At 64.1% G+C, this 23,818-nt stretch carries 22 protein-coding genes; 11 read left to right on the top strand and 11 right to left on the bottom strand.

What is annotated here, in order from left to right; translation table 11 throughout:
• Positions 1-21: 21 nt before the first annotated feature.
• Positions 22-903: an SPFH domain-containing protein gene (locus tag RT460_RS16290; RefSeq protein ID WP_313320313.1), complete on the bottom strand. Its 882-nt coding sequence runs from the start codon at positions 901-903 to the stop codon at positions 22-24.
• Positions 904-1,163: 260 nt separating this feature from the next.
• Between RT460_RS16290 and purT the strand changes: the two genes are divergently transcribed.
• Positions 1,164-2,348, top strand: a complete 1,185-nt coding sequence (purT, locus tag RT460_RS16285; RefSeq protein WP_313320311.1) for a formate-dependent phosphoribosylglycinamide formyltransferase — start codon at positions 1,164-1,166, stop codon at positions 2,346-2,348.
• 142 nt (positions 2,349-2,490) lie between these two features.
• On the opposite strand, the gene RT460_RS16280 is transcribed toward purT, so the two are convergent.
• The 3 genes from RT460_RS16280 to RT460_RS16270 all read right to left on the bottom strand — a co-directional run bounded on the left by RT460_RS16280 (position 2,491) and on the right by RT460_RS16270 (position 5,099).
• The gene (locus RT460_RS16280) at positions 2,491-3,684 is read right to left on the bottom strand and encodes an endonuclease/exonuclease/phosphatase family protein (RefSeq protein WP_313320309.1); all 1,194 of its coding nucleotides are present in this window, start codon (positions 3,682-3,684) and stop codon (positions 2,491-2,493) included.
• A gap of 90 nt (positions 3,685-3,774) precedes the next feature.
• The gene (locus RT460_RS16275) at positions 3,775-4,155 is read right to left on the bottom strand and encodes a hypothetical protein (RefSeq protein WP_313320307.1); all 381 of its coding nucleotides are present in this window, start codon (positions 4,153-4,155) and stop codon (positions 3,775-3,777) included.
• Between the two features lie 119 nt (positions 4,156-4,274).
• On the bottom strand, positions 4,275-5,099 hold the full coding sequence (locus tag RT460_RS16270; protein ID WP_313320304.1) for an arginyltransferase: 825 nt from the start codon (positions 5,097-5,099) through the stop codon (positions 4,275-4,277).
• An 86-nt stretch (positions 5,100-5,185) separates the two neighbouring features.
• On the opposite strand from RT460_RS16270, the gene RT460_RS16265 reads away from it, so the two are divergent.
• A complete protein-coding gene (locus RT460_RS16265; RefSeq protein WP_313320301.1) occupies positions 5,186-5,770 on the top strand; it encodes a hypothetical protein in 585 nt (194 codons plus the stop codon).
• Between the two features lie 66 nt (positions 5,771-5,836).
• Here RT460_RS16265 and RT460_RS16260 read toward each other — a convergent pair whose 3' ends face one another.
• The 4 genes from RT460_RS16260 to RT460_RS16245 form a co-directional block, all read right to left on the bottom strand.
• On the bottom strand, positions 5,837-7,051 hold the full coding sequence (locus RT460_RS16260) for a sigma-70 family RNA polymerase sigma factor (RefSeq protein ID WP_313320298.1): 1,215 nt from the start codon (positions 7,049-7,051) through the stop codon (positions 5,837-5,839).
• Positions 7,052-7,111: 60 nt separating this feature from the next.
• Entirely contained in the window at positions 7,112-7,672 is a 561-nt protein-coding gene (locus RT460_RS16255) for a pathogenicity-like protein (protein WP_313320296.1), read from the bottom strand.
• Between the two features lie 3 nt (positions 7,673-7,675).
• Complete coding sequence (gene tesB, locus RT460_RS16250) at positions 7,676-8,572, bottom strand: acyl-CoA thioesterase II (RefSeq protein WP_313320294.1); 897 nt, start codon at positions 8,570-8,572, stop codon at positions 7,676-7,678.
• A gap of 129 nt (positions 8,573-8,701) precedes the next feature.
• Positions 8,702-9,481: an enoyl-CoA hydratase/isomerase family protein gene (locus RT460_RS16245; protein WP_313320291.1), complete on the bottom strand. Its 780-nt coding sequence runs from the start codon at positions 9,479-9,481 to the stop codon at positions 8,702-8,704.
• Between the two features lie 36 nt (positions 9,482-9,517).
• Here RT460_RS16245 and RT460_RS16240 point away from each other — a divergent pair, with 36 nt between their 5' ends.
• Entirely contained in the window at positions 9,518-9,961 is a 444-nt protein-coding gene (locus RT460_RS16240; protein WP_313320289.1) for a copper chaperone PCu(A)C, read from the top strand.
• 216 nt (positions 9,962-10,177) lie between these two features.
• Here RT460_RS16240 and RT460_RS16235 read toward each other — a convergent pair whose 3' ends face one another.
• Both RT460_RS16235 and uvrA read right to left on the bottom strand, forming a co-directional pair.
• Positions 10,178-10,585 (bottom strand): thioesterase family protein, encoded by a 408-nt coding sequence (locus tag RT460_RS16235; protein ID WP_062166551.1) that lies wholly within the window; start codon positions 10,583-10,585, stop codon positions 10,178-10,180.
• On the bottom strand, positions 10,582-13,545 hold the full coding sequence (gene uvrA / locus RT460_RS16230; protein WP_313320286.1) for an excinuclease ABC subunit UvrA: 2,964 nt from the start codon (positions 13,543-13,545) through the stop codon (positions 10,582-10,584). Before uvrA ends, RT460_RS16235 begins: the two co-directional genes overlap by 4 nt.
• A gap of 297 nt (positions 13,546-13,842) precedes the next feature.
• Here uvrA and rplU point away from each other — a divergent pair, with 297 nt between their 5' ends.
• From rplU to obgE, 3 genes are all read left to right on the top strand, one after another.
• Positions 13,843-14,151 carry a 50S ribosomal protein L21 gene (gene rplU, locus RT460_RS16225; RefSeq protein WP_282269142.1) on the top strand — a complete coding sequence of 103 codons (309 nt, stop codon included), beginning with the start codon at positions 13,843-13,845 and terminating at the stop codon, positions 14,149-14,151.
• A gap of 19 nt (positions 14,152-14,170) precedes the next feature.
• Positions 14,171-14,431, top strand: coding sequence for a 50S ribosomal protein L27 (gene rpmA / locus RT460_RS16220; RefSeq protein ID WP_282269141.1), 261 nt, complete (start codon positions 14,171-14,173; stop codon positions 14,429-14,431).
• Positions 14,432-14,615: 184 nt separating this feature from the next.
• Entirely contained in the window at positions 14,616-15,674 is a 1,059-nt protein-coding gene (obgE, locus tag RT460_RS16215; RefSeq protein WP_313320283.1) for a GTPase ObgE, read from the top strand.
• Positions 15,675-16,094: 420 nt separating this feature from the next.
• On the opposite strand, the gene rpsT is transcribed toward obgE, so the two are convergent.
• Positions 16,095-16,364, bottom strand: coding sequence for a 30S ribosomal protein S20 (gene rpsT / locus RT460_RS16210; RefSeq protein WP_057629708.1), 270 nt, complete (start codon positions 16,362-16,364; stop codon positions 16,095-16,097).
• Positions 16,365-16,479: 115 nt separating this feature from the next.
• Here rpsT and murJ point away from each other — a divergent pair, with 115 nt between their 5' ends.
• From murJ to ispH, 5 genes are all read left to right on the top strand, one after another.
• Positions 16,480-18,081 (top strand): murein biosynthesis integral membrane protein MurJ, encoded by a 1,602-nt coding sequence (gene murJ, locus RT460_RS16205; protein WP_313320335.1) that lies wholly within the window; start codon positions 16,480-16,482, stop codon positions 18,079-18,081.
• 64 nt (positions 18,082-18,145) lie between these two features.
• Positions 18,146-19,093, top strand: coding sequence for a bifunctional riboflavin kinase/FAD synthetase (locus RT460_RS16200; protein ID WP_313320282.1), 948 nt, complete (start codon positions 18,146-18,148; stop codon positions 19,091-19,093).
• Positions 19,090-21,921, top strand: coding sequence for an isoleucine--tRNA ligase (gene ileS / locus RT460_RS16195; protein WP_313320279.1), 2,832 nt, complete (start codon positions 19,090-19,092; stop codon positions 21,919-21,921). Before RT460_RS16200 ends, ileS begins: the two co-directional genes overlap by 4 nt.
• Positions 21,922-22,010: 89 nt before the next feature.
• Positions 22,011-22,532: a signal peptidase II gene (gene lspA / locus RT460_RS16190; protein ID WP_313320277.1), complete on the top strand. Its 522-nt coding sequence runs from the start codon at positions 22,011-22,013 to the stop codon at positions 22,530-22,532.
• Between the two features lie 59 nt (positions 22,533-22,591).
• The gene (gene ispH, locus RT460_RS16185; RefSeq protein ID WP_313320274.1) at positions 22,592-23,542 is read left to right on the top strand and encodes a 4-hydroxy-3-methylbut-2-enyl diphosphate reductase; all 951 of its coding nucleotides are present in this window, start codon (positions 22,592-22,594) and stop codon (positions 23,540-23,542) included.
• The last annotated feature ends 276 nt before the right edge of the window (positions 23,543-23,818 follow it).

The following is a 23,818-nucleotide window of genomic DNA, read 5'->3' as shown; positions in this document are numbered from 1 at the left end:
ACGGATACCTCGTTACACGGTTCAGTACAGCGAGCCAGCGTTGACGATCGGCTGGGTACCACGATCAGAACACAGCACGGTGAGCAGGTTGCTGACCATGTGCGCCTTGCGTTCTTCGTCCAGGGTGACGACATCGTTCTTCTGCAGTTCCAGCAGCGCCATCTCCACCATGCCGACGGCGCCGGCAACGATCTGCGTACGTGCAGCAATCACGGCGCTGGCCTGTTGGCGCTGCAGCATGGCCTGGGCGATTTCCGGGGCGTAGGCGAGGTGGCTGATGCGCGCATCCAGTACCTGCACGCCGGCATCGGCCAGGCGCTCGGCCAGTTCATCCTTCAGGTGCTGGGAGATCTCAGCGGCGTGGCTGCGCAGGGCGAGCTGGCCTTCGGTGTGCTGGTCATACGGATAGCTGGTAGCCATTGCGCGCAGCGCCGATTCGGACTGGATGTGCACGAAGCTTTCGTAGTCATCCACGTTGTACACGGCTTCTGAAGCATCGATCACCTGCCAGACGATGACTGCGGCAATCTCGATCGGCGAACCGTCCAGTTCGTTGACCTTGAGCTTGCCACTTTCGAAATTGCGCACGCGCTGGCTGACCTTGCGCTTGGTGAAGAACGGGTTGTTCCAGCGCAGGCCGTTGTCCTTGACGGTACCGACGTACTTGCCAAACAGGCTGAGCACCGCCGCCTGGTTGGGCTGCACCATGTACAGGCCGGCGCTGAGGAAAATACCCACGGTGACCAGCACGATGCCGGCCAGGACCAGGAAGCCGCCACCGCCAACACCGTTCTTGGTGATGACAACGGCGCCGATGATGGCGGCGGCACCAGCCAGCATCAGCACGATCGTGCCAAGCAGGGTGGAAATGCCGGGGAGGGAACCGAGGGACTTCTCTTTCATGGCACATCTTCCGTGGTGGTTGGATTGGAAGATATCAAATTGATATCAAATTGCAAGGGGGCGACATCCGGCCAAGCCGGGTAGCCCGGGTAAGCGCAGCGCACCCGGGGCATCCTTCCGGGCGTCAGCGACAAACGACATCGCGGTGAATCCCCGGGTGCGCTGCGCTTACCCGGGCTACGGCGGGGCGCCGGGCACCCCCTGCCGGGCCGGCTTGCCTAGAATAGGCATCCTCTTTAGCGCCCTTCCGGACCTGCCTGATGATCACCCTCGGTACCCCGTTGTCTCCGTCTGCTACCCGCGTCCTGCTGCTTGGTTCGGGTGAACTGGGCAAGGAGGTAGCCATCGAGCTGCAGCGTTTTGGGGTGGAGGTGATTGCCGCCGACCGCTATGCCAATGCCCCGGCCATGCAGGTAGCCCATCGCAGCCATGTACTGGACATGCTGGACCCGGCGGCATTGAAGGCGTTGATCGCGCAGGAACAGCCGCACCTGGTAGTGCCCGAGATCGAGGCCATCCATACCGAAACCCTGGTGCAGCTGGAGGCCGAACAGGGCCTGCGGGTCATCCCGACCGCGCGCGCCGCGCGCCTGACCATGGACCGCGAAGGCATCCGCCGCCTTGCTGCAGAAACCCTGGGCCTGCCGACATCGCCCTATCGCTTCGTCGATACCGAGGCCGAGTACCGCGACGCCGTTGCCGCGATTGGCCTGCCGTGCGTGGTCAAGCCGGTGATGTCGTCTTCGGGCAAGGGCCAGAGCACGCTGCGCAATGCGGCCGATATCGGCCCGGCCTGGGAATACGCGCAGACCGGTGGCCGCGCCGGTGCCGGTCGCTGCATCGTCGAGGGCTTCATCGATTTTGATTACGAGATCACCCTGCTGACCGTGCGCCATGCCGGCGGCACCGCGTTCTGCGATCCGGTCGGCCATCTGCAGAAGGACGGTGACTACCGCGAAAGCTGGCAGCCGCAGGCCATGTCGACCAAGGCACTGGAAGGCGCCCAACAGATTGCCCGCGCCATCACCGATGACCTCGGCGGCTGGGGCCTGTTCGGCGTCGAGCTGTTCGTGAAGGGCGACGCGGTGTGGTTCAGCGAAGTCTCGCCGCGGCCGCATGACACCGGCCTTGTCACGCTGGTATCGCAGGAGCTGAGTGAGTTCGCCCTGCATGCGCGCGCCATTCTGGGTCTGCCGATCCCGACCATCCGCCACAACGGCGCGTCGGCATCGTGCGCGATGTTGGCGCAGGGCAATGGCGTGCCGTTTTTCAGCAATGTGGCCGAAGCACTGATCCATCCGGATTCGGCACTACGCTTGTTCGGCAAGCCGATGGTGCAGGGCCAGCGCCGCGTCGGCGTGACCCTGGCGCGCGCGGCCGATGTGGATCAGGCGCGCGCGATTGCGCGTGATGCGGCGGCTGCCATCGGCATTGAATTGCGCTGAGCGTTGCGCCCTCCCTTTGCCGAAGACAAGGGAAGGATTTGGGAGGGGAGGCTTCACCGTTCCAGCGGGTGCTCCCGCTTCGCAGTTGAGGTCGCTCCCCAAGAAACGCACAAAAAAAACGCCGGCTGAGCCGGCGTTTTTTTCAGCGTACGTCCACCCAGACAAGGTGATGGTCGCTGCCATCGGCGATCTTCGCCTCGGCACTGTCTTTGGCCGGCCAGAAGACGCCGCTGCCGACATAGCTCAAACCGCTGGAAGGCAGCACATAATCGAGGCGCATCGTGCCCGAGCGCGGGCCGAAATCACCGGTCGCATGCTGCGGGGCGCCGTGGCGGACGATGCCTTTGGCCGCATAGGCCTGGCTGGTCTGCTCGCCACCGAGGCTGGTCGGCGTGGGGTAGCGCAGCACACGCGGATGTTCCAGCAGCTCGACGATGGCGTCGTGACGGCCATCGCCATCGGCCGGGTCGTTGTTCAGGTCACCGACGATGACGAAGCGCGCATCGGCGGCCAGTCCGCCGCAGCTGCCCTTGTCGTCGCACAGCCACGGCTTGTCACCGCCATCGAGGTATTCCTTCCACAGGCGCAGCTCGTCGTGGTTGCGGGCGGCGTTGCGCTTCTCCTTGCCATCAAACACCGGCGGCGTGGGATGGGAGGCCAGTACGTGGATCGTGCCCAGCGGGGTACGCACAGGCACGTCCCAATGCGACTTGGACGAGAGCCGTAGCTGCGCCCATACCGCATCAGGCCAGAATGATTTTCCGGTGGTTGGATCAACCGGGCGCAATGCGCCTGGCAGGGTGCTCCACTTCAGCATCTGGAAGCTGCGTACTGCCGCTTCATCGATCGGGTATTTGGAAAGCACCAGCATGCCGTACTGGCCGGGGTGCAGGCCGTAGCCCCACGCATCGTTGCCGCGCTCGCGGCCCTTGCCGCCGACGCTGCCGTTGTTGTCCAGGTCCAACCCGCTGGGGACGCCGGTATTGACCGGCGCAAGGTAACGGTAAGGATATTTCAACGGCTCACCACCGCCGGGTTGTGCGACTTCCAGGTAGCGTTCCTGGAAAAGATCGGCAGCGCTGTGGGCTTCGTCGAAGTCGAATTCGTTCAGCAGCACCACATCCGGACGCACCTGTTGCAGCACCGCGGCGATCTTGCGCGCGTGCGCGCTGTCACCTTGCAGTTGCTGGATCAGGCCGCCTTCTTCTTCCGAATACAGCGAGGTGTTGTAGGTTGCCAGCCGCAGCTGGTCGCCTTTGCTTGGGCTGCCGCCGGATGTGGTTGAACAGGCTGCCAGCAGCAGGGTCATTGGGGCGAGTAAGGTAAAGATGCGCATGCGTCGATTTTCTCATGTCCCCATGACGATGGGGCGAAAACAACGACGCCCCGCAGTGCGGGGCGTCGTTGGATGGCACTGTTGCGTCGCTTAGAGCGTACAGCCCATTGCGCCATACATGGTCTTTGCCTGCTCCATGGCGGTCTTGCACTGGTTGGCCAGCTCGGCCTTATCGGTCACGCCATTCCAGGCGTTGCGCGACTGCTCGATGCTCTGCTTGATCATGTCGCGCTGGGCTTCGGGCACCTTGTCGCTGATGCAGGCATAGACCTTTTCCAGATACTGGTCGCATTCGGGCACGCCAGTGCCCGCCTTGACGGAGTCCGTTGCCGGGGCCGGGGTGACCTCGGCAGCTGCAGTCGCGTTTGCCGGGGCATTGGCGGCGGCATCGGTCGCCGGGGTGTCGGCCTTCTTGCAGCCGGCCAGGGCGAGGGTGCCGATGGCGGCCAGAATCAGTAGTTGGGTCTTCACGCATTGCTCCTGTGGAATGGGTACGTCCTTGCGCCACCACATGGCGTGATGACAGTCCCATTCTGCATAAACGCCGGTTAAATCCGAATCAAGGCCCGGATCGTCTGCGGCAAGCGCGATCAGGGAAAGCCGGTGCCATCGTTCTGGCCCGCCGGCATCCAATGCTTGCCATCGAAGTATTCGAGCGGGCGATAGCGGCGTTTGTAGTCCATCTTGCGATGACCGTGGATCCAGTAGCCCAAGTAGAGATGTGGCAGGCCGGTGCGTTGCGCCCAGGCGATCTGCTGGAGGATGCCAAAGGTGCCCAGGCCGCGCTTCTCTTCTTCCGGATCGAAGAACGTGTAGACCGCCGACAGCCCCAGGGAGGTGACGTCGGTTACCGCCACCGCCAGCAGTTGGCCTTGTGCGCGATCGCGGCGTGGGGCGCGGATTTCCATGAAGCGGCCATGCGACCAACTGCCAACCAGAAACTGGTCGAACTCGTGCGGCCCGTGGTCATCCATGCCGCCGTTGGCGTGGCGGTGCTGCAGATAGCGGTGGTAGAGCGCGAACTGTTCGTCGGTGCGTTCGGCAGGCAGCACCCGGCATTGCAGATCGGCGTTGCGGGTGAGGCAGCGGCGCTGGCTACGGTCGGGGGCGAAGCGCGCCACCGGGATGCGCACCGGTACGCAGGCGCGGCAGTTCTGGCAATGCGGGCGGTAGACCAGGTCGCCGGAGCGACGGAACCCCCAACTCAAGGCCAAGGGGTACAGCGTGCCAAGGCGCTCGTCCTGGGGGTCGAGCACCAGATCGCGCGCCTCCCGGTCCGGCCAGTATCCGCAGGGGTGTTCGCCGGTCTGGAACAGGCGCAGTTCTTCGTTGTTTTCACCGTGGGCTGCCATGGCCACAGCATAGCCGCGCGCGGTCGCAAAACCTGCGTCTGTCTGCCGGATGAATATCGCCATTGGCCAGGTCAACCGGTATGCGGCTGCAAACGTTGAACGTAGCGAGGACGCACTGCTGCGTTCGCCATCCACCACGGAGCCACACGATGAACCAGACCCACCGCAAACCCCTTCTCCTGCTGGCGATGCTGCTGGCGACCTCGGCTACCGGCCTGGCATTCGCTGCAAACCCGGCACCGCGCCAGGCACCGCCGCGGCTGGATACCAATAACGACGGCCAGATTGATCGCCAGGAAGCGGCAGCGCACCCGGGCTTGGCACAGCGCTTCGACGAACTGGACAAGAACAAGGACGGCAAGCTTGCCCGCGAAGAAATGCCGTCGCCGCGTCACGGCGGACGTCACGGTGGTGGCCGCCATGGCGGCATGCACGGTGGTCGCGGCGGTGGCCTGATGCTGCATGGCATGGACACCGACAACGATGGCCGCATCAGCGCTGCCGAGTACCAGGCCAATTTCGCCCGGTTGGACGCGAACAAGGACGGTTTCATCGACCAGGCTGACCGCCAGGCCCGCGCCGAACAGCGCCGTGCCGAGTGGTTTGCCCAGGCCGATACCGACAAGGATGGCAAGTTGAGCGCGGCTGAGCTGGAAGCTGCCCGCAAGAACGGTCCGCGTGGTGATCGCGGCCCGCGCGGCCCGATGCCGCCGCAGGCTCCGGCTGCGAAGTAAGTTCCGGAGAGGCGCCGATCGACAAAACCCCCGCTGGCGACAGCGGGGGTTTTTATTGGGGTCGGTTCAGCGGTTCAGCAATGCAAACGCCACTGCTGCGACGACGAGCAGTGAAGAGCTCACGACCGCACTGCGCCCGAACAGACTGCGATATACCCAGCTGGGCCCGGAACGGCCATTGCGGGCAGCATCGCGGGCAAGCATGGTTGCCATGATGCGGGGCAGGGTGATCAGGTATTGGTAGTTCAGCGCAGCCATGCCCAATGCCAGCAGCAGCAGGCCGGCGGCTGTGCCCAGGCGCAACGTCACGCCTGCAATTGCGCAGATGCAGAACAGGAAGGCGGTGACTGTATGCAGCCGCATGAAGCGAAGCAGCTGGCTGCGCTCGGCGGGCGTCTGCGCATACCGAAGCAGGTACAGGCTGGAGAAGAGCGCTGCTGCGGTACCAAACAGCATGCAGCCCAACACCACCCATATGTCGAAGGGATTGGGGAACAGGCTGTTCAATGCGGCGCCAGCAGTCCCGGCGGCTGCGCCGCCGCCTAGGCTGTTGGCGCCAAGTCCGCCAAGTCCGATTTTGCCGGCACTGCCTCCGGCCACACCTGCCGAGGTGGATAGGATCACCGCGCTGGCGGTGCCGGGTGCGGCCAGCATCACCGCGGAACTCACGAAGGTAGCAAACGCTGCGCCTGGCGCGGTGCTGCGCGCAAACTCGCCGAAGCGCTTGAGCATCTCCTCACGGACGCTGGCGCGTGCGCGCGACAGGCGCTTGCGCACGGCCGCATCACTCAGCCCCAGCAGCATTGCGACCTGCTGCGAGCTCTGCCCTTCGCGGTAGTACAGCAGCAGGGTTTCGCGACTGTCTTCGGGTAGCGCCGAGATGATTTCCCCGGCGACCAACTCCTCCTCAACCCGTGCGATGGCATCGGCGCCGTTGGGCGAAGGGTCGGCAGCCATGCCGATGGCGATCTCCGCGGCCTCGCCACTCAATGGACGGTTACGGTTGGCGCGCAGCCAGTCGCGTGCCAGGTTGCGGGTTATCTGCCGCAGCCACGGCAGGAAGCTGGAGGTGTTGTTGAGCTGATGCAGTTGCTGCCAGGCCTTGAGGAACACCTCTTGAGCGATGTCCTCGCTGGCCTGCACGTCGCGGGTGATGGCAAGGGCAATGGCGGTCACGGTGTTCTGGCAGGCCAGTACGATGCGCCCATACGACTGCGTGCAGCCCTTGCGGGCTGCCGGTAACTGGTCCTGCAGCATGATTTCCAGCGCTTCAGTGCTCATCGGTGGGCCTTCGGGACGGTAGTACCAGACAGGACGGACGAGGGCGCTGGATGTGACCGATTACTTGCCCGGCGGGGTCGCCGGGGCCGGAGCGGGCGTTGGAGCGGGCGGCGGCGCATCGGGAGCGATGCGGACCCGGAAACCGTCCTCGCCATCGCTGCCCGGCTGCACCTGCGGTGTGGTCGGTGCCGTGGCAGCTGGCGCAGGCGCGGCGGGGGCCGCGGTGGGCGCGCTGCGGTGGCGCAGCATGATCACCAAGGCCACGCCGGCAATCACCACCAGCAGGGCAATGCGGATGCGCCACGCCCAACCACGACCATTGCTGGTATCGGCGGGAGTGTCACGGAACGCATATTCGGCGGTGGGGTGATCGCGGCGGGTGGTATCGAGCAGGCGTTTGTCGCGCAGGATCTCGCGCGCACGGGGCTGGTCGTTGGCGTGCACCACCCAGACGGCGGGTAGATTTTCGTTGTTGACCTTGTCGGTATAGCTGAACTGCCCACGACGCTTGCTGTGGTACGAACGACCATTGGTGACGCGTACCTCGATGCCGGCATCACGCAGGATCTGCGCCACACCTTCGGCATTTTCGACGCGCTGGCTGCTGAAAATCTTGCGCATGGTTCAGCCCTTGCTCGCTTCGTTGTCGTCGGGGGTCACGCGGATCAGGCCTTCCTGCGCGGTGCTGGCCACCAGCACGCCATTGCGGGTGTAGAACTGGCCACGGGCCAGGCCACGCGAGTCCTGGGCGCTGGGGCTGTCCAGCGAGTACAGCAGCCAATCGTCGACGCGGAACGGGCGGTGGAACCAGATGGCGTGGTCCAGCGAGGCCATCTGCACGTGCGGCTGGTAGTAGCTGATGCCGTGCGGGAAGGTGGCCGTGCCCAACAGATGGAAGTCGGAGGCATAGGCCAGCAAGGCCTGATGCAGCTCCGGTGCATCGCCGACCTTTTCGTTCAAACGCAGCCACACCTGATGGTAGGGCGGACGCTTGGGCGGATTCAGTTCGTCACGCGGATACACGTGGCGGAACTCGAACGGGCCGCCACGCGACAGCCAGCGCTGCACCTTGACCGGTAGCCGCTCCAGTACCTCGGCGGGCAGCGGGCGGTTGGGTTCGATGTCTTCGGGTTGCGGCACTTCCGGCATCTTGTGCTGGTGCTCGGCGCCGGTCTCGGCCTGCTGGAACGAGGCCGCACAGAAGAAGATCACCTTGCCGTGCTGGATCGCGGTAACGCGGCGCACCGAGAAGCTGCCGCCATCGCGGGTGCGGTCCACGTCATAGACGATGGGGTGATCGATGTTGCCGGCGCGCAGGAAGTAGGCGTGCAGCGAATGCACATGGCGGCCATTCTCGACGGTAGCCTGGGCGGCGGCCAGGGCCTGCCCCAACACCTGTCCGCCGAAAACGTACTTGGTGCCGATATCGCGGCTCTGGCCCCGGAACAGGTTGTCCTCGAGCCGCTCCAGCGACAGCAGGTCAATCAGCTCGGAAACCACAGGTTCAGGCGTGTTGGACAAGGCGGCGGCCTTTTTATCGACAGATCGGGATTATATAGGGGCCAGGAACAAGTGATCAGGAACCAGGAACCAGTGAAAGCAGGAGCAGGGCTTCTACTCGTTCCTGGTTCCTGGCCTCTGGTTTCTGGCCTATTTGCCTAGCCTGGCCGCCAGTGCCTGCAACGCGGCCTGTGCATCGGCAGAGAACCAGGCGTCGACGAAACGTTCCAGCTGGATGTGCTCGGCCTGCATGGCTTCGTGCAGATCGGCGCGGGCGATGGCGCGGGTCTGCAGCATCGGCTGCGGTGGCAGCTTGAGCTGGCTCTGCAGCCAGCCGATGGCCCGTTCGACGACCTGCGCGGCACCATCGGCCAGTTCATCGACCAGCCCGATCTCCAGCGCACGTTCGGCACTGACCAACTGGCCACCGGCCAGCAGTACGCCAGCACGATGGGGGCCAACGACGCGACGCATCAGGCGCTGGATGCCTTCCGGCGCGACCAGACCGACCTGCACCTCGTTCAGGCCGATCACATAGGGCTTGGCCGGGTCGGCGCTGCGCGCCATCACCCGGTAGTCGCAACACAGCGCCAGCACGCAACCGCCAGCGGGCGAGTGGCCGGTGAGGGCGGCCACGACCGGGACGCGGCTTTCGGCCAGGACGCGGGCGGCACCGAAGAAGGCTTGCCAACTGTCCATCAGTTTGCGCTTGTCATCGCCATGCGACAGAAGGTGCGGCACATCCATGCCGCCGGTGAAGATGCGTTCGCTGCCGGACAGCACGATGCCGTGCACGTCATCGGCCATGGCCTGGCTTACGGCGGAAATCAGCGAGCGGCACAGTTCGGTATCGAGCGCATTGACTGGCGGACGGGCCAGGCGCAGTTCGCGGATGGGGCCATGGTTGATCACTTCGATGAGCGTGGTCATGCTGCGGTATCTCGAACGGCAAGGAGTCGTGGCCTGATGATAACCAAACCATTCGTGTGCGTACTGTTGGCCCTGTGTGCATTCGAGGCATCGGCCGCCGCGCCGGCCTGCGTGAAGCTGGAGCAGGGCTGGGTGCGGCTGACACCGGGGCCGATGCGGATGGCCGCGGGCTATGCGCGGATCCGCAACGATTGTGCCGGCGAGGTAGTGGTGATCGGCGCGGGCAGCAAGGCGTTCGGCGAGGTGTCCTTGCACGAAACCACGATGGTGCAGGGGGTGAGCCGGATGCGCGAAATCGAACGTCTGCCGATCGCGGCGGGCAGAACGGTCGAGCTCAAGCCCGGTGGCATGCACTTGATGCTGATGCAGCCGGAAGTGCCGCTTGCCGAAGGCGCGCAGTTGCCGCTGCGGCTCAGCCTGGAAGATGGCACCAGGATCGACGGGCTACTGCAGCTGCGGCGCGAGGCGCCTGCGCGCTAGCTGTGATCTCTCAGTAGGTTGTTCATCCGGGGCATCTCTGGAAGATGGTGGCTACGACGCCAAGCCCGCAACTGCAGATTTGGCCCCTCTCCCGCCGGGAGAGGGGTTGGGGAGAGGGTAGGAGCGAAGCGCCCCGCTGCCAACAACACCAGTGCTGGACCGACCCTCATCCGCCCCTACGGGGCACCTTCTCCCGGGGGAGAAGGGTCAAGCAGATCAGCTCGAAGCCCCACGCACAGCCTCGGGCAACGGCGCGCTCTTGCCGGTCTGCGTGTCCATCCACACCACCACCACATTGCCGTCCGAGTACAGCTTGCTGTCGTCGTTCTGGTCGACGATGCGGTGGCCAATGGTGACGCTGCTGTTGCCCAGGCGCTCGACGAACAGCTCCACCACGATGTCGTTCGGCCACACGATCGGCAGCCGGTAGTTGATGTTGGTATTGGCCACCACCGGCGCGATGCGGTCGTTCATCGACACGCCTTCCACGCCCAGCATCCAGCGCACGCGCGCTTCCTCCAGATAGGAGACGTACTTGGCGTTGTTGACGTGGCCCATCGAGTCCATGTCGCGCCAGCGCACGCTGATCGGTACGCGGGCCAGTTGCTTGTGCTCACTGCTCATTTCGAAGCCTTCTTCTTTGCGGGGGCTGCAGCCTTCTTGGCGGCGGTCTTCTTGACCGGCTTTTCCTTGCGCGGCGGGCGCGCATCGGGCTTGTTGGCAACCGCGGCCGGTTGTTCGGGACGCGCGCTGGTGGAAGGCAGCATCTTGGCTAGGAACTGGCCGGTGTAGGAGTCCGGGTGTGCCGCCACGTCTTCCGGTGTGCCGGTGACTAGCACGGTGCCACCACGATGGCCGCCTTCCGGACCCAGGTCGACGATCCAGTCGGCGGTCTTGATCACGTCCAGGTTGTGCTCGATCACCACCACCGTATTGCCCTCGTCGCGCAGCTTGTGCAGCACGCCGAGCAGGGCTTCGATGTCGTGGAAGTGCAGGCCGGTGGTCGGCTCGTCGAGGATGTACAGGGTGCGGCCGGTATCACGGCGCGACAACTCCTTGGACAGCTTGACGCGCTGTGCCTCACCGCCGGACAGCGTGGTCGCACTCTGGCCCAGCTTGATGTAACTCAAGCCCACGTCCATCAGCGTTTCCAGCTTGCGGGCGATCGCCGGCACCGGCTCGAACAGGCGCAGGGCATCTTCGACGGTCATCTCCAGCACGTCGTTGATGTTGTAACCCTTGTAGAGGATCTCCAGCGTCTCGCGGTTGTAGCGCTTGCCGTGGCAGACGTCGCAAGGCACGTACACGTCCGGCAGGAAGTGCATTTCCACCTTGATCAAGCCGTCGCCCTGGCAGGCCTCGCAGCGGCCGCCGCGCACGTTGAAGCTGAAACGGCCCGGCGAGTAACCGCGTGCACGCGCTTCGGGAACCTGCGCGTAGAGCTCACGCAATGGCGTGAACAGACCGGTGTACGTGGCCGGGTTTGAACGCGGCGTGCGGCCAATCGGTGACTGGTCGATGTCCACCACCTTGTCGAACAGATCCAGGCCATCGACGCTCTTGTAGGCGGCGATCGGGTGCGAGGAGCCGTTGATCTCGTTGGCGGCCAGCGAGAACAAGGTGTCGTTGATCAAGGTCGACTTGCCGGAGCCGGAGACGCCAGTGATGCAGGTCAACAGGCCTGCCGGCACGTCCAGGTCGACGTTCTTCAGGTTGTTGCCGCTGGCGCCGCGCAGGCGCAGCGTCATCTTCGGGTTGGGCTTGTGGCGGCGTGCCGGGATCTCGATGCGACGCTTGCCGGACAGGTATTGGCCGGTCAGCGAGCGCGGTGCATCCAGCAGGTCCTGCAACTGGCCCTGGCCGACGATCTCGCCGCCGTGCACGCCCGCGCCGGGGCCGATATCGACGACGTAGTCGGCCAGGCGAATCGCATCTTCGTCATGTTCGACCACGATCACCGTGTTGCCCAGGTCGCGCAGGCGGGTGAGGGTGCCGAGCAGGCGCTCGTTGTCACGCTGGTGCAGGCCGATGGATGGCTCATCGAGCACGTACATCACGCCGACCAGGCCGGCGCCGATCTGCGAGGCCAGGCGGATGCGCTGTGCTTCGCCACCGGACAAGGTATCGGCCTTGCGCTCAAGGGTGAGGTAATCCAGACCGACGTCGACCAGGAAGCCGAGCCGCTCGCCGATTTCCTTGACGATCTTGGTGGCGATCTCGCCGCGCCAACCGGGCAGGCTGAGCTCGCTGAAGAAACGCTTGGCCTCGTCGATCGGCAGTACCGCGATGTCCGGCAACGGGCGGTCGGCGACGAAAACGTTGCGCGCGGCCTTGTTCAGGCGTGCACCCTTGCATTCGGGGCAGGGGCGTTCGCTGATGTATTTGGCCAGCTCTTCGCGCACCGCCGGCGATTCGGTCTCGCGGTAGCGGCGTTCGAGGTTGGGGATGATGCCTTCGAAGCGGTGCTTGCGCTGGCTGCGCCCGCCGGCTTCGGTGAAGTAGGTGAAGGTGATCGGGTCTTCACCGCTGCCGTACAGCACCGCCTGCTTCACGTTCTCCGGCAGCGATTGCCAAGGCGCATCAACATCGAACTTGTAGTGCTTGGCCAGCGATGCGATCAGCTGGAAGTAGTAGGCGTTGCGGCGGTCCCAGCCGCGCACCGCACCGGCGGCCAGCGACAGCTCCGGGTGCACGACCACGCGGTTGGGGTCGAAGAATTCGGCCATGCCCAGGCCATCGCAGCCCGGGCAGGCGCCGACCGGCGAGTTGAACGAGAACAGGCGCGGTTCCAGTTCCGGCAGGGCGTAATCGCAGACCGGGCAGCTGTACTTGGACGAGAACAGCTGTGGGGCGGCATCGGCGGCATCCAGTGCCATTACCGTGGCCATGCCGTCGCCCAGCTTGAGCGCGGTTTCAAAGCTTTCGGCCAGGCGCTGCTTGATGTCCTCGCGCGGGCGGAAGCGGTCGATCACCGCCTCGATGGTGTGCTTCTGGCGCAGGGTCAGCGCCGGCACTTCATCGATTTCGTACAGTTCACCGTCTACCCGCACGCGCACGAAGCCCTGCGCGCGCAGCTGGTCGAAAACCTGCACATGCTCGCCCTTGCGCTCGCGGATGACCGGCGCCAGCAGCATGTAGCGCTGTTCCGGATCCAGCGTCAGCACCTGGTCAACCATCTGGCTGACGGTCTGTGCTTCCAGCGGATAGCCGTGGTCCGGGCAACGCGGGCTGCCGACGCGGGCGTAGAGCAGGCGCAGGTAGTCGTAGATCTCGGTGATGGTGCCCACGGTCGAGCGCGGGTTGTGCGAGGTCGATTTCTGCTCGATGGAGATCGCCGGCGACAGGCCCTCGATGTGGTCCAGGTCGGGCTTCTCCATCACGCTCAGGAATTGCCGTGCGTACGCCGACAGCGACTCGACATAGCGGCGCTGGCCCTCGGCATAGATGGTGTCGAACGCCAGCGAGGACTTGCCCGAGCCGGACAGGCCGGTGATCACGATCAGTTTGTCGCGGGGCAGGTCGAGGTCGATGTTCTTGAGGTTGTGCGTCCGCGCACCGCGGATGCGGATGAAATCCATCGCCATGGGAAATCCGATTTGGACCACTGCCGGCCGGGGCCGGTAGCAGGGGGTGTGGGGGCGTCGCTGACGGCAGTCAATCAGCCTAGCGGCCTTGTCATTTGGGGGCAATTGCCGGTTTTCCCAGAGGCTTGGGCGGTCCTGGCCCCTCTTCACGCACCGGCGCTGAACCAGGGTTCAGGCCCAGGTTCCCGAGGGCGGGGGGTGACTTGACCCGAACTTGGCCCGGCCGGTAAAATCCCGCTTCTGTCCGCCCTCGATGGCGGGCAAGGCGACCACAATAACTACAGAGGAAGTCTGGTCATGTATGCAGTTCTGGTAACTGGCGGTAAGCAGTACCGCGTCGTTCAGGGTGAAACCCTGCGCGTGGAAAAACTCGAAGTCGAAGCCGGCAACGAGATCAAGTTTGACAACATCCTGATGCTCGGCGATGCCGACGGCATCAAGCTGGGTGATGCGCTGAAGGGCGCTTCGGTGACCGCCAAGGTTGTGGCCCACGGTCGCGCCGACAAGGTCCGGATCATCAAGTTCCGTCGCCGTAAGCACCACATGAAGCGTCAGGGTCACCGTCAGTACTACACCGAAATCGAAATCACCGGCATCGCCGGCTAATTGCTAAGGAGCATCCGTCATGGCACATAAAAAGGGCGTAGGTTCCTCGCGCAACGGTCGCGACTCCAACCCGAAATACCTCGGCGTCAAGATCTTCGGTGGCCAGGCCATTGAAGCTGGCAACATCATCGTGCGTCAGCGCGGCACCCAGTTCCACCCGGGTGCAGGCGTCGGCCTGGGCCGTGACCACACGCTGTTCGCGCTGGTCGATGGCAAGGTTGAATTCACGGTGAAGGGTGCCAACAAGCGCCGTACCGTCAGCGTTGTCACGGAAGCTTAATTCCGTACGCGCAAGGCGCCCATACTCCGGTGTGGGCAGCTGACGAAAGCCCCGCTTCGGCGGGGTTTTTCGTTGGCGCAAATTGTTCTGCGGGCGACAGGCCCGTTTTCCCCGGCAGCGTCGGGGCCGGTAGAATTCCGCGGTCGGGCAGCTTGCCTGCCGCCATCAGTGGGCAACCAGAATCATGAAACTTGTAGACGAGGCGGAGATCCAGGTCACCGCTGGTAATGGCGGCAATGGCTGCATCGGCTTTCGCCGCGAGAAGTTCATTCCGCTGGGTGGCCCGGATGGTGGCGACGGCGGCGATGGCGGCAGCGTGTGGATCCGGGCCGACGAAAACCTGAACACTCTGGTTGATTTCCGTCATGACCGCATCTTCAAAGCGCAGCGTGGCGAGAACGGCATGGGGCGCCAAGCCTATGGCAAGGGCGGCGAGGATCTGGTCATCACCGTGCCGGTTGGCACCGTGGTGATCAATGTCGCCACCGATGAAGTCATTGGCGACATGACCGTGCATGGCGATCGCCTGCTGGTGGCCAAGGGTGGCAAGGGTGGCCTGGGCAACATGCACTTCAAGAGCTCCACCAACCGCGCGCCGCGTCAGGCGCTGCCGGGCGAGGAGGGCGAGGAGCGCCTGCTCAAGCTGGAGTTGAAGCTGCTGGCCGACGTCGGCCTGCTGGGCTTCCCCAATGCGGGCAAGAGTACCCTGATCCGTGCGGTGTCGGCGGCAACGCCGAAGGTGGCCGATTACCCGTTCACCACGCTGTACCCCAACCTGGGTGTGGTGAAGGTGGAGAACTACCGCAGCTTCGTGATCGCCGACATTCCGGGCCTGATCGAAGGTGCAGCTGATGGTGCCGGCCTGGGTGCGCAGTTCCTGCGGCATCTGCAGCGCACCCGTCTGTTGTTGCACCTCGTGGACATCTCGCCGATGGAGGGGGGTGTCGAAGGCATCTCGCCGATCGAGCAGGTGCGTGCGATCGAGAACGAGCTGGGCAAGCACGACCCGGAATTGCTGAACAAGCCGCGCTGGCTGGTGCTGAACAAGGCCGACCTGATGTTCGAGGATGAGGCCAAGGCTGCTGCTGAGCAGGTGGTGGCCGAGTTGGGCTGGAAGGAGCCGTGGTACCTGGTGTCCGCGCTGGGTCGCGAAGGCACCTGGCCGATCATGAAGGACATCATGGCGTTCTTTGACCAGCAGAAGATGCTGGAAGAAGAGGAGCGCCACGCGCAGGGCCTCTGAGCCCTTGCCGGTGTCTGTGCTCAAAAGGCGCCGCGGAAGCGGCGCTTTTTTTGTGCCCGACAGTTGGGGCGTCGAGTCGTGCGATGGGCTTGTAGTGCCGAGCCATGCTCGGCAAGCGGTGGAGGTCCGTAGTGCCGAGCCGTGCTCGGCAAACGGTGGAGGTCCGTAGTGCCGAGCCGTGCTCGGCAAACGGTGGAGCTCTGTAGTGCCGAGCCATGCTCGGCAGAGGCGTTCCCGGTAGAGAGCCCCTGCCGAGCATGGCTCGGCACTACAGGGGCGTGCGTTTGTGCTTGTGATGCGTCTGCCGAGCATGGCTCGGCACTACAAAGGCTGGGTTTCCTGGCGTGTGGGCAATAAAAAACCCGGCATAAGCCGGGCTTTTCATGCCGGGAGCCTTGCGGCCCCTGGTGATCGCGCGGATCAGGCGGCCTTGATGGCCTTGATGCGTGCAGTCAGACGGCTCTTGTGACGCGCAGCCTTGTTCTTGTGAATCAGGCCACGGGCGCTGAAACGGTCGAGGATCGGCTGGGCGACGGCGAAGGCTGCCTCGGCGCCGGCGGCGTCGTTGGCGTCCAGAGCCTTGATCACCTTCTTGACGGCGGTGCGCAGCATCGAACGCTGAGCCGTGTTACGCGCGTTGCGCACAACGGTCTGCTTGGCGCGCTTCTTGGCGGACTTGATATTGGCCACAGTGGTGGTTTCCTGAAAATCGATGTGGTGGGAACAGCAAGCATGCAAGTATGATGGCTGTCCGAATGAACGTCAAGTCAAGTTGTCAAGGGGGCCGTGGGTGAGTTCACCGCGCATGTTGCGGGGGCTGCTGTCGTTCAGCAGCATGACGATGATTTCCCGGGTTCTCGGCCTGGTCCGCGATCAGGTTATCACTACCACCTTCGGTAGTAACGCCGTCACCGACGCCTTCTGGGTAGCGTTTCGGGTGCCCAATTTCCTGCGCCGCTTGTTCGCAGAGGGCTCATTCGCCACGGCCTTCGTGCCGGTCTTCACCGAGGTGAAGGAGACCCGTCCGCACGCCGATCTACGCGAGCTGATGTCGCGGGTGTCCGGAACACTCGGGGGGGCGCTGCTGGTGGTCACCGCGTTGGCGTTGATCTTCACTCCGCAGCTGGCCTTTCTGTTCAGCAGCGGTGCGGCGGATCCGGTCAAGCAGGGGTTGCTGATTGATCTGTTCCGGCTGACCTTCCCGTTCCTGCTGTTTGTCTCGCTGACCGCCTTGGCCGGTGGTGCGCTGAACAGCTTCCAGAAATTTGCGATGCCGGCACTGACGCCGGTGATTCTGAATCTGTGCATGATCGCCGGCGCGCTGTGGCTTGCCCCGCGACTAGGCGGTACGCCGGAGAAGCAGATCCTGGCGCTGGGCTGGGCAGTGCTGGCGGCGGGTGTGCTGCAGCTGCTGTTCCAACTGCCAGGCCTGAAGGGCATCAATCTGCTGACGTTGCCGCGTTGGGGCTGGAATCACCCCGACGTGCGCAAGGTGCTGACCTTGATGGTGCCGACGCTGTTCGGTTCCTCGGTGGCGCAGATCAATCTGCTGCTGGACACGGTGATTGCCGCACACCTGACCGATGGTTCGCAGTCCTGGTTGTCACTGGCTGATCGCTTCCTGGAGTTGCCCCTTGGCGTGTTTGGCGTCGCCTTGGGTACGGTGATCCTGCCCGCATTGGCGCGCCACCACGTCAAGACCGACGGCGAGGGCTTCTCCAATGCGCTGGATTGGGGGCTGCGCATGACCCTGCTGATCGCGGTGCCGGCAATGCTGGCTCTGCTGCTGCTGGCCGAGCCGCTGATCGCTACGCTGTTCCAGTACAAGAAATTCACTGAATTCGACACCCAGATGACCGCGCTGGCGGTGTATGGCCTGAGTTTCGGTCTGCCGGCCTTCGCCTTGTTGAAGGTGGTGTTGCCAGCGTTCTACTCGCGTCAGGACACCAAAACCCCGGTTCGCGCAGGCTTGGTGGCACTGGTGGCCAACATGGTCTTCAACTTCATCCTGCTGGCCGTGGTGTTCCACTTCATGGTGCCGCCGGAGCTGAAGGCGCAGGGTGTGATGGCGGCGCTGGGGAGCCAGCCGGGCCTGCATCTGGCGTTGGGTATCGCCAGCGCTCTGTCCAGCTACCTGAACCTGATTCTGCTCTGGCATTGGCTGGGCAAGACCGGCGTCTACCAGCGCCGGCCGGGCTGGGGTGGCTATCTGCTGCGGCTGCTGCTGGCCTGTACGGCAATGGTGGCGGTGCTGCTGGGCCTGCTGCATTGGTTGCCCGAATTCACCCCGCTGGACAAATGGCAGCGCATCAGCGCCTTGGCTTTGCTGGTCGGCAGCGGCGGTGCCACCTATCTGCTGGCAATGATCGCGATGGGCTTCCGCCCGCGCGACCTGCGCGGCCATTGAGCCGCCCGTTATACTTCAGGGCTACACACGACAGAACCGGCCCGTAGGGCCGGATCCGGATGGAATGAGCAGGCTTTTTAGAGACGTCGAAGGCGGGGTGTTGTTCCCGCAGGGAAGCGTGGTCTGCATTGGTGCCTTCGATGGCCTGCACCTGGGCCACCGGGCGCTGGTGCGCCACGCGGTTGCCCGTGCCCGCGCCTTGGGCGTGCCGGCCGTGGCCTTGGGCTTCGAGCCCTTGCCGCGTGAGTTCTTCGCCAAGGACAACCCGCCGCCGCGGCTGATGCTGGCCCGGGACAAGGTCGCCACGTTGCGCGAGCTTGGCATCGACAGCGTCGGCTTGCTGCGCTTCGACGCCAAGATGGTGGCGATTACCGCCCAGGACTTCGTGCGCGACATGCTGGTACGCCGGCTGGGTGCACGCGAAGTCTGGATCGGTCCCAAGTTCCATTTCGGTAACCGCCGTGGCGGCGATATCGCGTTGCTGCAGGCCATGGGCGCCGAGCTGGGCTTCGTCGCCGGTGAGATCGAGCCGGTTCACCTGAACGGCGAGCGTATTTCCAGCACCCGCATCCGCGAGTTGCTGGTGGCCGGTGAGTTCGCCCATGCGGGTGAACTGCTGGGCCGCCCGTATACGATTGGTGGCCGCGTAGTGCGCGGGCAGCAACTGGGGCGCACCCTGGGCTTTCCCACTGCCAACTTGCGTTTCCCGAAAACACCCGCACTTTCTGGTATCTACGCTACGTGGGTACACGGCGTGTTCGAGCAGCCGTGGCCGTCAGTGTCGAGCTTTGGCACGCGCCCGACGGTTGAAGGCGTGGAGCCCTTGCTGGAGGCACACCTGTTCGACTTCAACGGCGACCTGTACGGCCGCCACATCGAAGTCGAATTCGTTGCCAAGCTGCGGGATGAAGAGAAATTCAACGATCTGCCGGCGCTGACCGAGCAGATGCACCGCGACGCAGAGCAAGCGCGTCGCATCCTCAACGAACACAGATTGCGAGCTACCGCGTGAGCCAGGATTACAAAGCCACCCTCCATCTGCCCGCAACGGAATTTCCGATGCGCGGCGACCTGCCCAAGCGTGAGCCGGGCATCCTGGCACGTTGGGAAGAGCAGGGCATTTACGCGCAGCTTCGTGAAAACGCGAAGGGCCGTCCGCTGTTCGTGCTGCATGACGGCCCGCCGTATGCCAACGGCCAGATCCACCTGGGTCACGCGGTCAACAAGATCCTCAAGGACATCATCGTCAAGTCGCGTTACATCGACGGCTTCGATGCGCCTTACGTGCCGGGCTGGGATTGCCATGGCCTGCCGATCGAGATCGCGGTCGAGAAGAAGTGGGGCAAGGTTGGCGTCAAGCTCGACGCCGAACAGTTCCGGCAGAAGTGCCGTGAGTACGCCGAAGAGCAGATCAACCTGCAGCGCGCTGATTTCAAGCGCCTGGGTGTGATCGGCGATTGGGACAACCCGTACAAGACGCTGAGCTTCGACTTCGAGGCCAATGAAATCCGTGCGCTGGCCAAGATCGTCGCCAACGGCCACCTGGTGCGCGGCGCCAAGCCGGTGCATTGGTGCTTCGACTGTGGCTCGGCCTTGGCCGAGGCCGAGATCGAATACCAGGACAAGACCTCGCCGGCCATCGACGTGGCCTATGCCGCGCGTGATTCCAAGGCGCTGGCCGCCAGCTTCGGTGTGGACCTGCCGGCCGGCGTGGAAGTGGCGGTGCCGATCTGGACCACCACGCCGTGGACGCTGCCGGCTTCGCTGGCGGTGTCGCTGGGCGCGGATATCGACTACGCGCTGGTCGAAGGCCCGGCCCACAACGGCCAGCCGCGCTGGTTGGTGCTGGCGGCGACGCTGGCCGAGCGCTCGCTGGCCCGCTACGGCGTGGTCGACGTGGTCGTGCACGGCAATGCCAAGGGCTCGGCGCTGGAGAACCAGCTGCTGGCACACCCGTTCTATGCCAATCGTGACATCCCGCTGCTCAACGGCGAGCACGTCTCCGACGCCGACGGTACCGGTGCGGTGCACACCGCGCCCGGCCACGGCCAGGAAGACTTCGCGGTCAGCCAGCAGTACGGGGTGATGGACAACTACAACGCCGGCCAGATCAATCCGATCGACGGCCGTGGCGTGTACCTGCCGTCAACGCCGCCGGCCGGGACGGTCGAGCTGGCCGGTCAGCACCTGTGGAAGGCACAGCCGCTGATCGTGGACGTGCTGCGTGAAAGCGGCGCGCTGCTGGCCTTTGTCGAAATCCAGCACAGCTACCCGCACTGCTGGCGGCACAAGACGCCGGTGGTGTTCCGCGCGACGCCGCAGTGGTTCATCTCGATGGACAAGGCCAATCTGCGCAATGACGCGATGGCTGCCATCGACAACGTCGGCTGGTTCCCGAGCTGGGGCAAGGCGCGTATCAGCAGCATGGTCGATGGCCGCCCGGACTGGTGCATCAGTCGCCAGCGCACCTGGGGCGTGCCGATCGCCTTGTTCACCCACCGCGAAACCGGTGAGCCGCACCCGCGCAGCGTCGAGTTGATGCAGCAGGTGGCCGACCGCGTGCAGGCCGAAGGCATCGACGTCTGGTATTCGCTGGATGCCACCGAGCTGCTCGGCGACGAGGCCGCGCAGTATGAAAAGGTCACCGACATCCTTGATGTCTGGTTCGACTCCGGCGTCACCCACGAAGGCGTGCTGCTGGCACGCGGCTTCGGCAAGCCGGCCGATCTGTACCTGGAAGGTTCGGACCAGCACCGCGGCTGGTTCCAGTCCTCGCTGCTGACCGGCGTGGCCATCGATAAGCATGCACCGTACAAGCAGTGCCTGACCCACGGCTTCACCGTGGACGAGCACGGCCGCAAGATGTCCAAGTCGCTGGGCAACGGCATCGAGCCGCAGGAAATCATGCGCACTCTGGGCGCGGACATCCTGCGCCTGTGGATCGCTTCGGCTGACTACAGCAACGAGATGTCGCTGTCGCAGGAAATCCTCAAGCGCAACGCCGACGCTTACCGCCGCCTGCGCAATACCGCGCGCTTCCTGCTCGGCAACCTGGACGGTTTCGACCCGGTCCAGCACCTTGTTCCGCTGCAGGACATGGTGGCCCTGGACCGCTGGATCGTGCATCGCGCGTTCGAGCTGCAGGAGAAGATCAAGGCTGCGTACGCCAACTACAACATGGCCGAGATCGTGCAGCTGCTGCTGAACTTCTGCAGCGTCGACCTGGGCTCGTTGTACCTGGACGTGACCAAGGACCGCCTGTACACGATGCAGGAAGATTCGCGCGGCCGTCGTTCGGCACAGAGCGCGATGTTCCACATCATCGAAGCCTTCGTGCGCTGGGTGGCACCGATCCTGACCTTCACCGCCGAAGAGTTGTGGGGCTATCTGCCGGGCAAGCGTGCCGAGAACGTGCTGTTCACCACCTGGTACGACGGCCTGGCGCCGCTGCCGGCCGATGCGGCGTTGTCGGCTGCCGATTTCGATCAGTTGCTGGCGCTGCGCGAGCAGGTGTCCAAGGTGCTGGAACCGATGCGTGCCAACGGTGCCATCGGTGCCGCCCTGGAGGCGGAGATCACCGTTGCCGCCAACGAGGAGCAGGCCGCGCGTTGGCAGCCACTGGCTGAGGAGATGCGCTTCCTGTTCATCAGTGGCGATGTCAGCGTGCGTCCGGCGACCACCGACGAGGTGTTTGTCAGCGCCCAGCCGACCGACAAGGCCAAGTGCGTGCGTTGCTGGCATTACCGCGCCGACGTGGGTTCGGTGGCCGCGCATCCGGAGTTGTGTGGCCGCTGCGTCAGCAACATTGATGGTGCCGGCGAAGACCGCCGCTGGTTCTAAGGGCCAGAAACCAGTGAGGAGGAACGAGGAACGCGTTGGGGTAACCATCGTTCCCGTTTCTTCATCGATGAACTTTCAAGGGTGTTTGCATGCAGTCCAAAACAGTTAAGCCCAATGCGTTGATCTACCTGCTGGTATCCGTGGCCGTGATCGGTCTGGATCAGTGGAGCAAGGCCTGGGTGCTGTCCAGCCTGCCCGAGTTCCAGGCTGTGCCGGTGATCGACGGTTTCTGGAATTGGTACCGCACCTACAACACCGGTGCCGCGTTCAGTTTTCTCAGTTATGCTGGCGGCTGGCAGCTGTGGTTCTTCACGTTCCTTGCCGTTGCGATCAGTGGCCTGATGGCGTTCTGGCTGTCGCGTACCGCGCGGGCCAATTGGCGCAGCGCGCTGCCGTATGCGCTGGTGATCGGCGGGGCCATCGGCAACGTGATCGATCGCCAGATTCACGGCCATGTGGTTGATTTCATTCAGTGGTACGTCGGTAATCACTACTGGCCTTCGTTCAATATCGCGGACTCGGCCATCGTTGCCGGTGCCATCGGTATTGCCTTGTCGGGCCTGTTCGAGGGCAAGCCGAAGAAGAACGCGGGGGCAGGGCAGAAGGCTTGAAGCCGCGCGGTTTCACTGCTGTTCCCCTTGCCTCCCACTCCCGCCGGTAGAATTGCTGCATGGACGTCTTACTCGCCAATCCCCGTGGTTTCTGTGCCGGTGTCGACCGCGCCATCGAGATCGTCAAACGCGCCATCGAAACACTGGGCGCGCCGATCTACGTGCGCCATGAAGTGGTGCACAACCGTTTCGTGGTTGATGACCTGAAGGCACGCGGCGCGATCTTCGTTGAAGAACTCGACGAAGTGCCTGATGGCAATACGGTCATTTTCAGTGCGCATGGTGTTTCCAAAGCGGTGCGTGCCGAGGCCGAACGCCGCGGCCTGAAGGTGTTCGACGCGACCTGCCCATTGGTAACCAAGGTGCACCTGGAAGTGGCGCGCCACTGCCGCGCTGGCCGCGACGTTGTCTTGATCGGCCATGAAGGCCACCCCGAGGTGGAAGGCACCATGGGCCAATGGAACCGTGAAAACGGGGTTGGCCACATCTATCTGGTGGAAAGTGTCGAGGACGTCGAGGCGCTGCAGGTCTCGCAACCGGAGAACTTCGCCTATACCACCCAGACCACGTTGTCGGTGGACGACACGCGTGCGGTCATCGAGGCCCTGCGCAAGCATTTCCCCGCGATCCAGGGGCCAAAGAACGACGACATCTGCTATGCAACGCAGAACCGTCAGGACGCCGTGCGCGACCTGGCCAAGCAATGCGATCTGGTGCTGGTGGTCGGTTCACCGAACAGCTCCAATTCCAATCGACTCAGTGAACTGGCTCGGCGCGAGGGCGTTGAGGCGTACCTGATCGATGGTGCGCATGAGATCAACCCCGCGTGGGTGCAGGGCAAGCAACGCATTGGTTTGAGTGCGGGTGCGTCTGCACCGGAAGTGCTGGTGGATGGTGTCATCGCGCGTCTGCGCGAGTTGGGCGTCACCAATGTCGGCGAACTGGACGGCGAGCCGGAATCGATGGTGTTCGCGCTGCCCAAGGAACTGCGCTTGCGTCTGGTGAACTGAGCTCCAGCAAAAGGTTTGCCGTGGCGCCGAGCCATGCTCGGCAGAAGCTTTACCGATAACGTCCCCTTGCCGAGCATGGCTCGGCACTACGAAAGAAAAGGCGGCGCCATTGGCGCCGTTTTTGCACGCGGTGTCCGAACGCAGCCCGGATAAGCGCAGCGCATCCGGGGCATTCCACGAGTAGTCCGAGGTGCACAGCGCCTCCCGAGCAGCGTGGCTTCCATAGGTAGTGCCGAGCCATGCTCGGCAGAAGCTTTACCGATAACGCCCCCTTGC

It is taken from the genome of Stenotrophomonas sp. (assembly GCF_032061965.1).
In the GTDB taxonomy this organism is placed as follows: Bacteria; Pseudomonadota; Gammaproteobacteria; order Xanthomonadales; family Xanthomonadaceae; genus Stenotrophomonas.
Note: the sequence above shows the minus strand (reverse complement) of the source record. Positions and strands in the feature narration are given on the sequence as shown.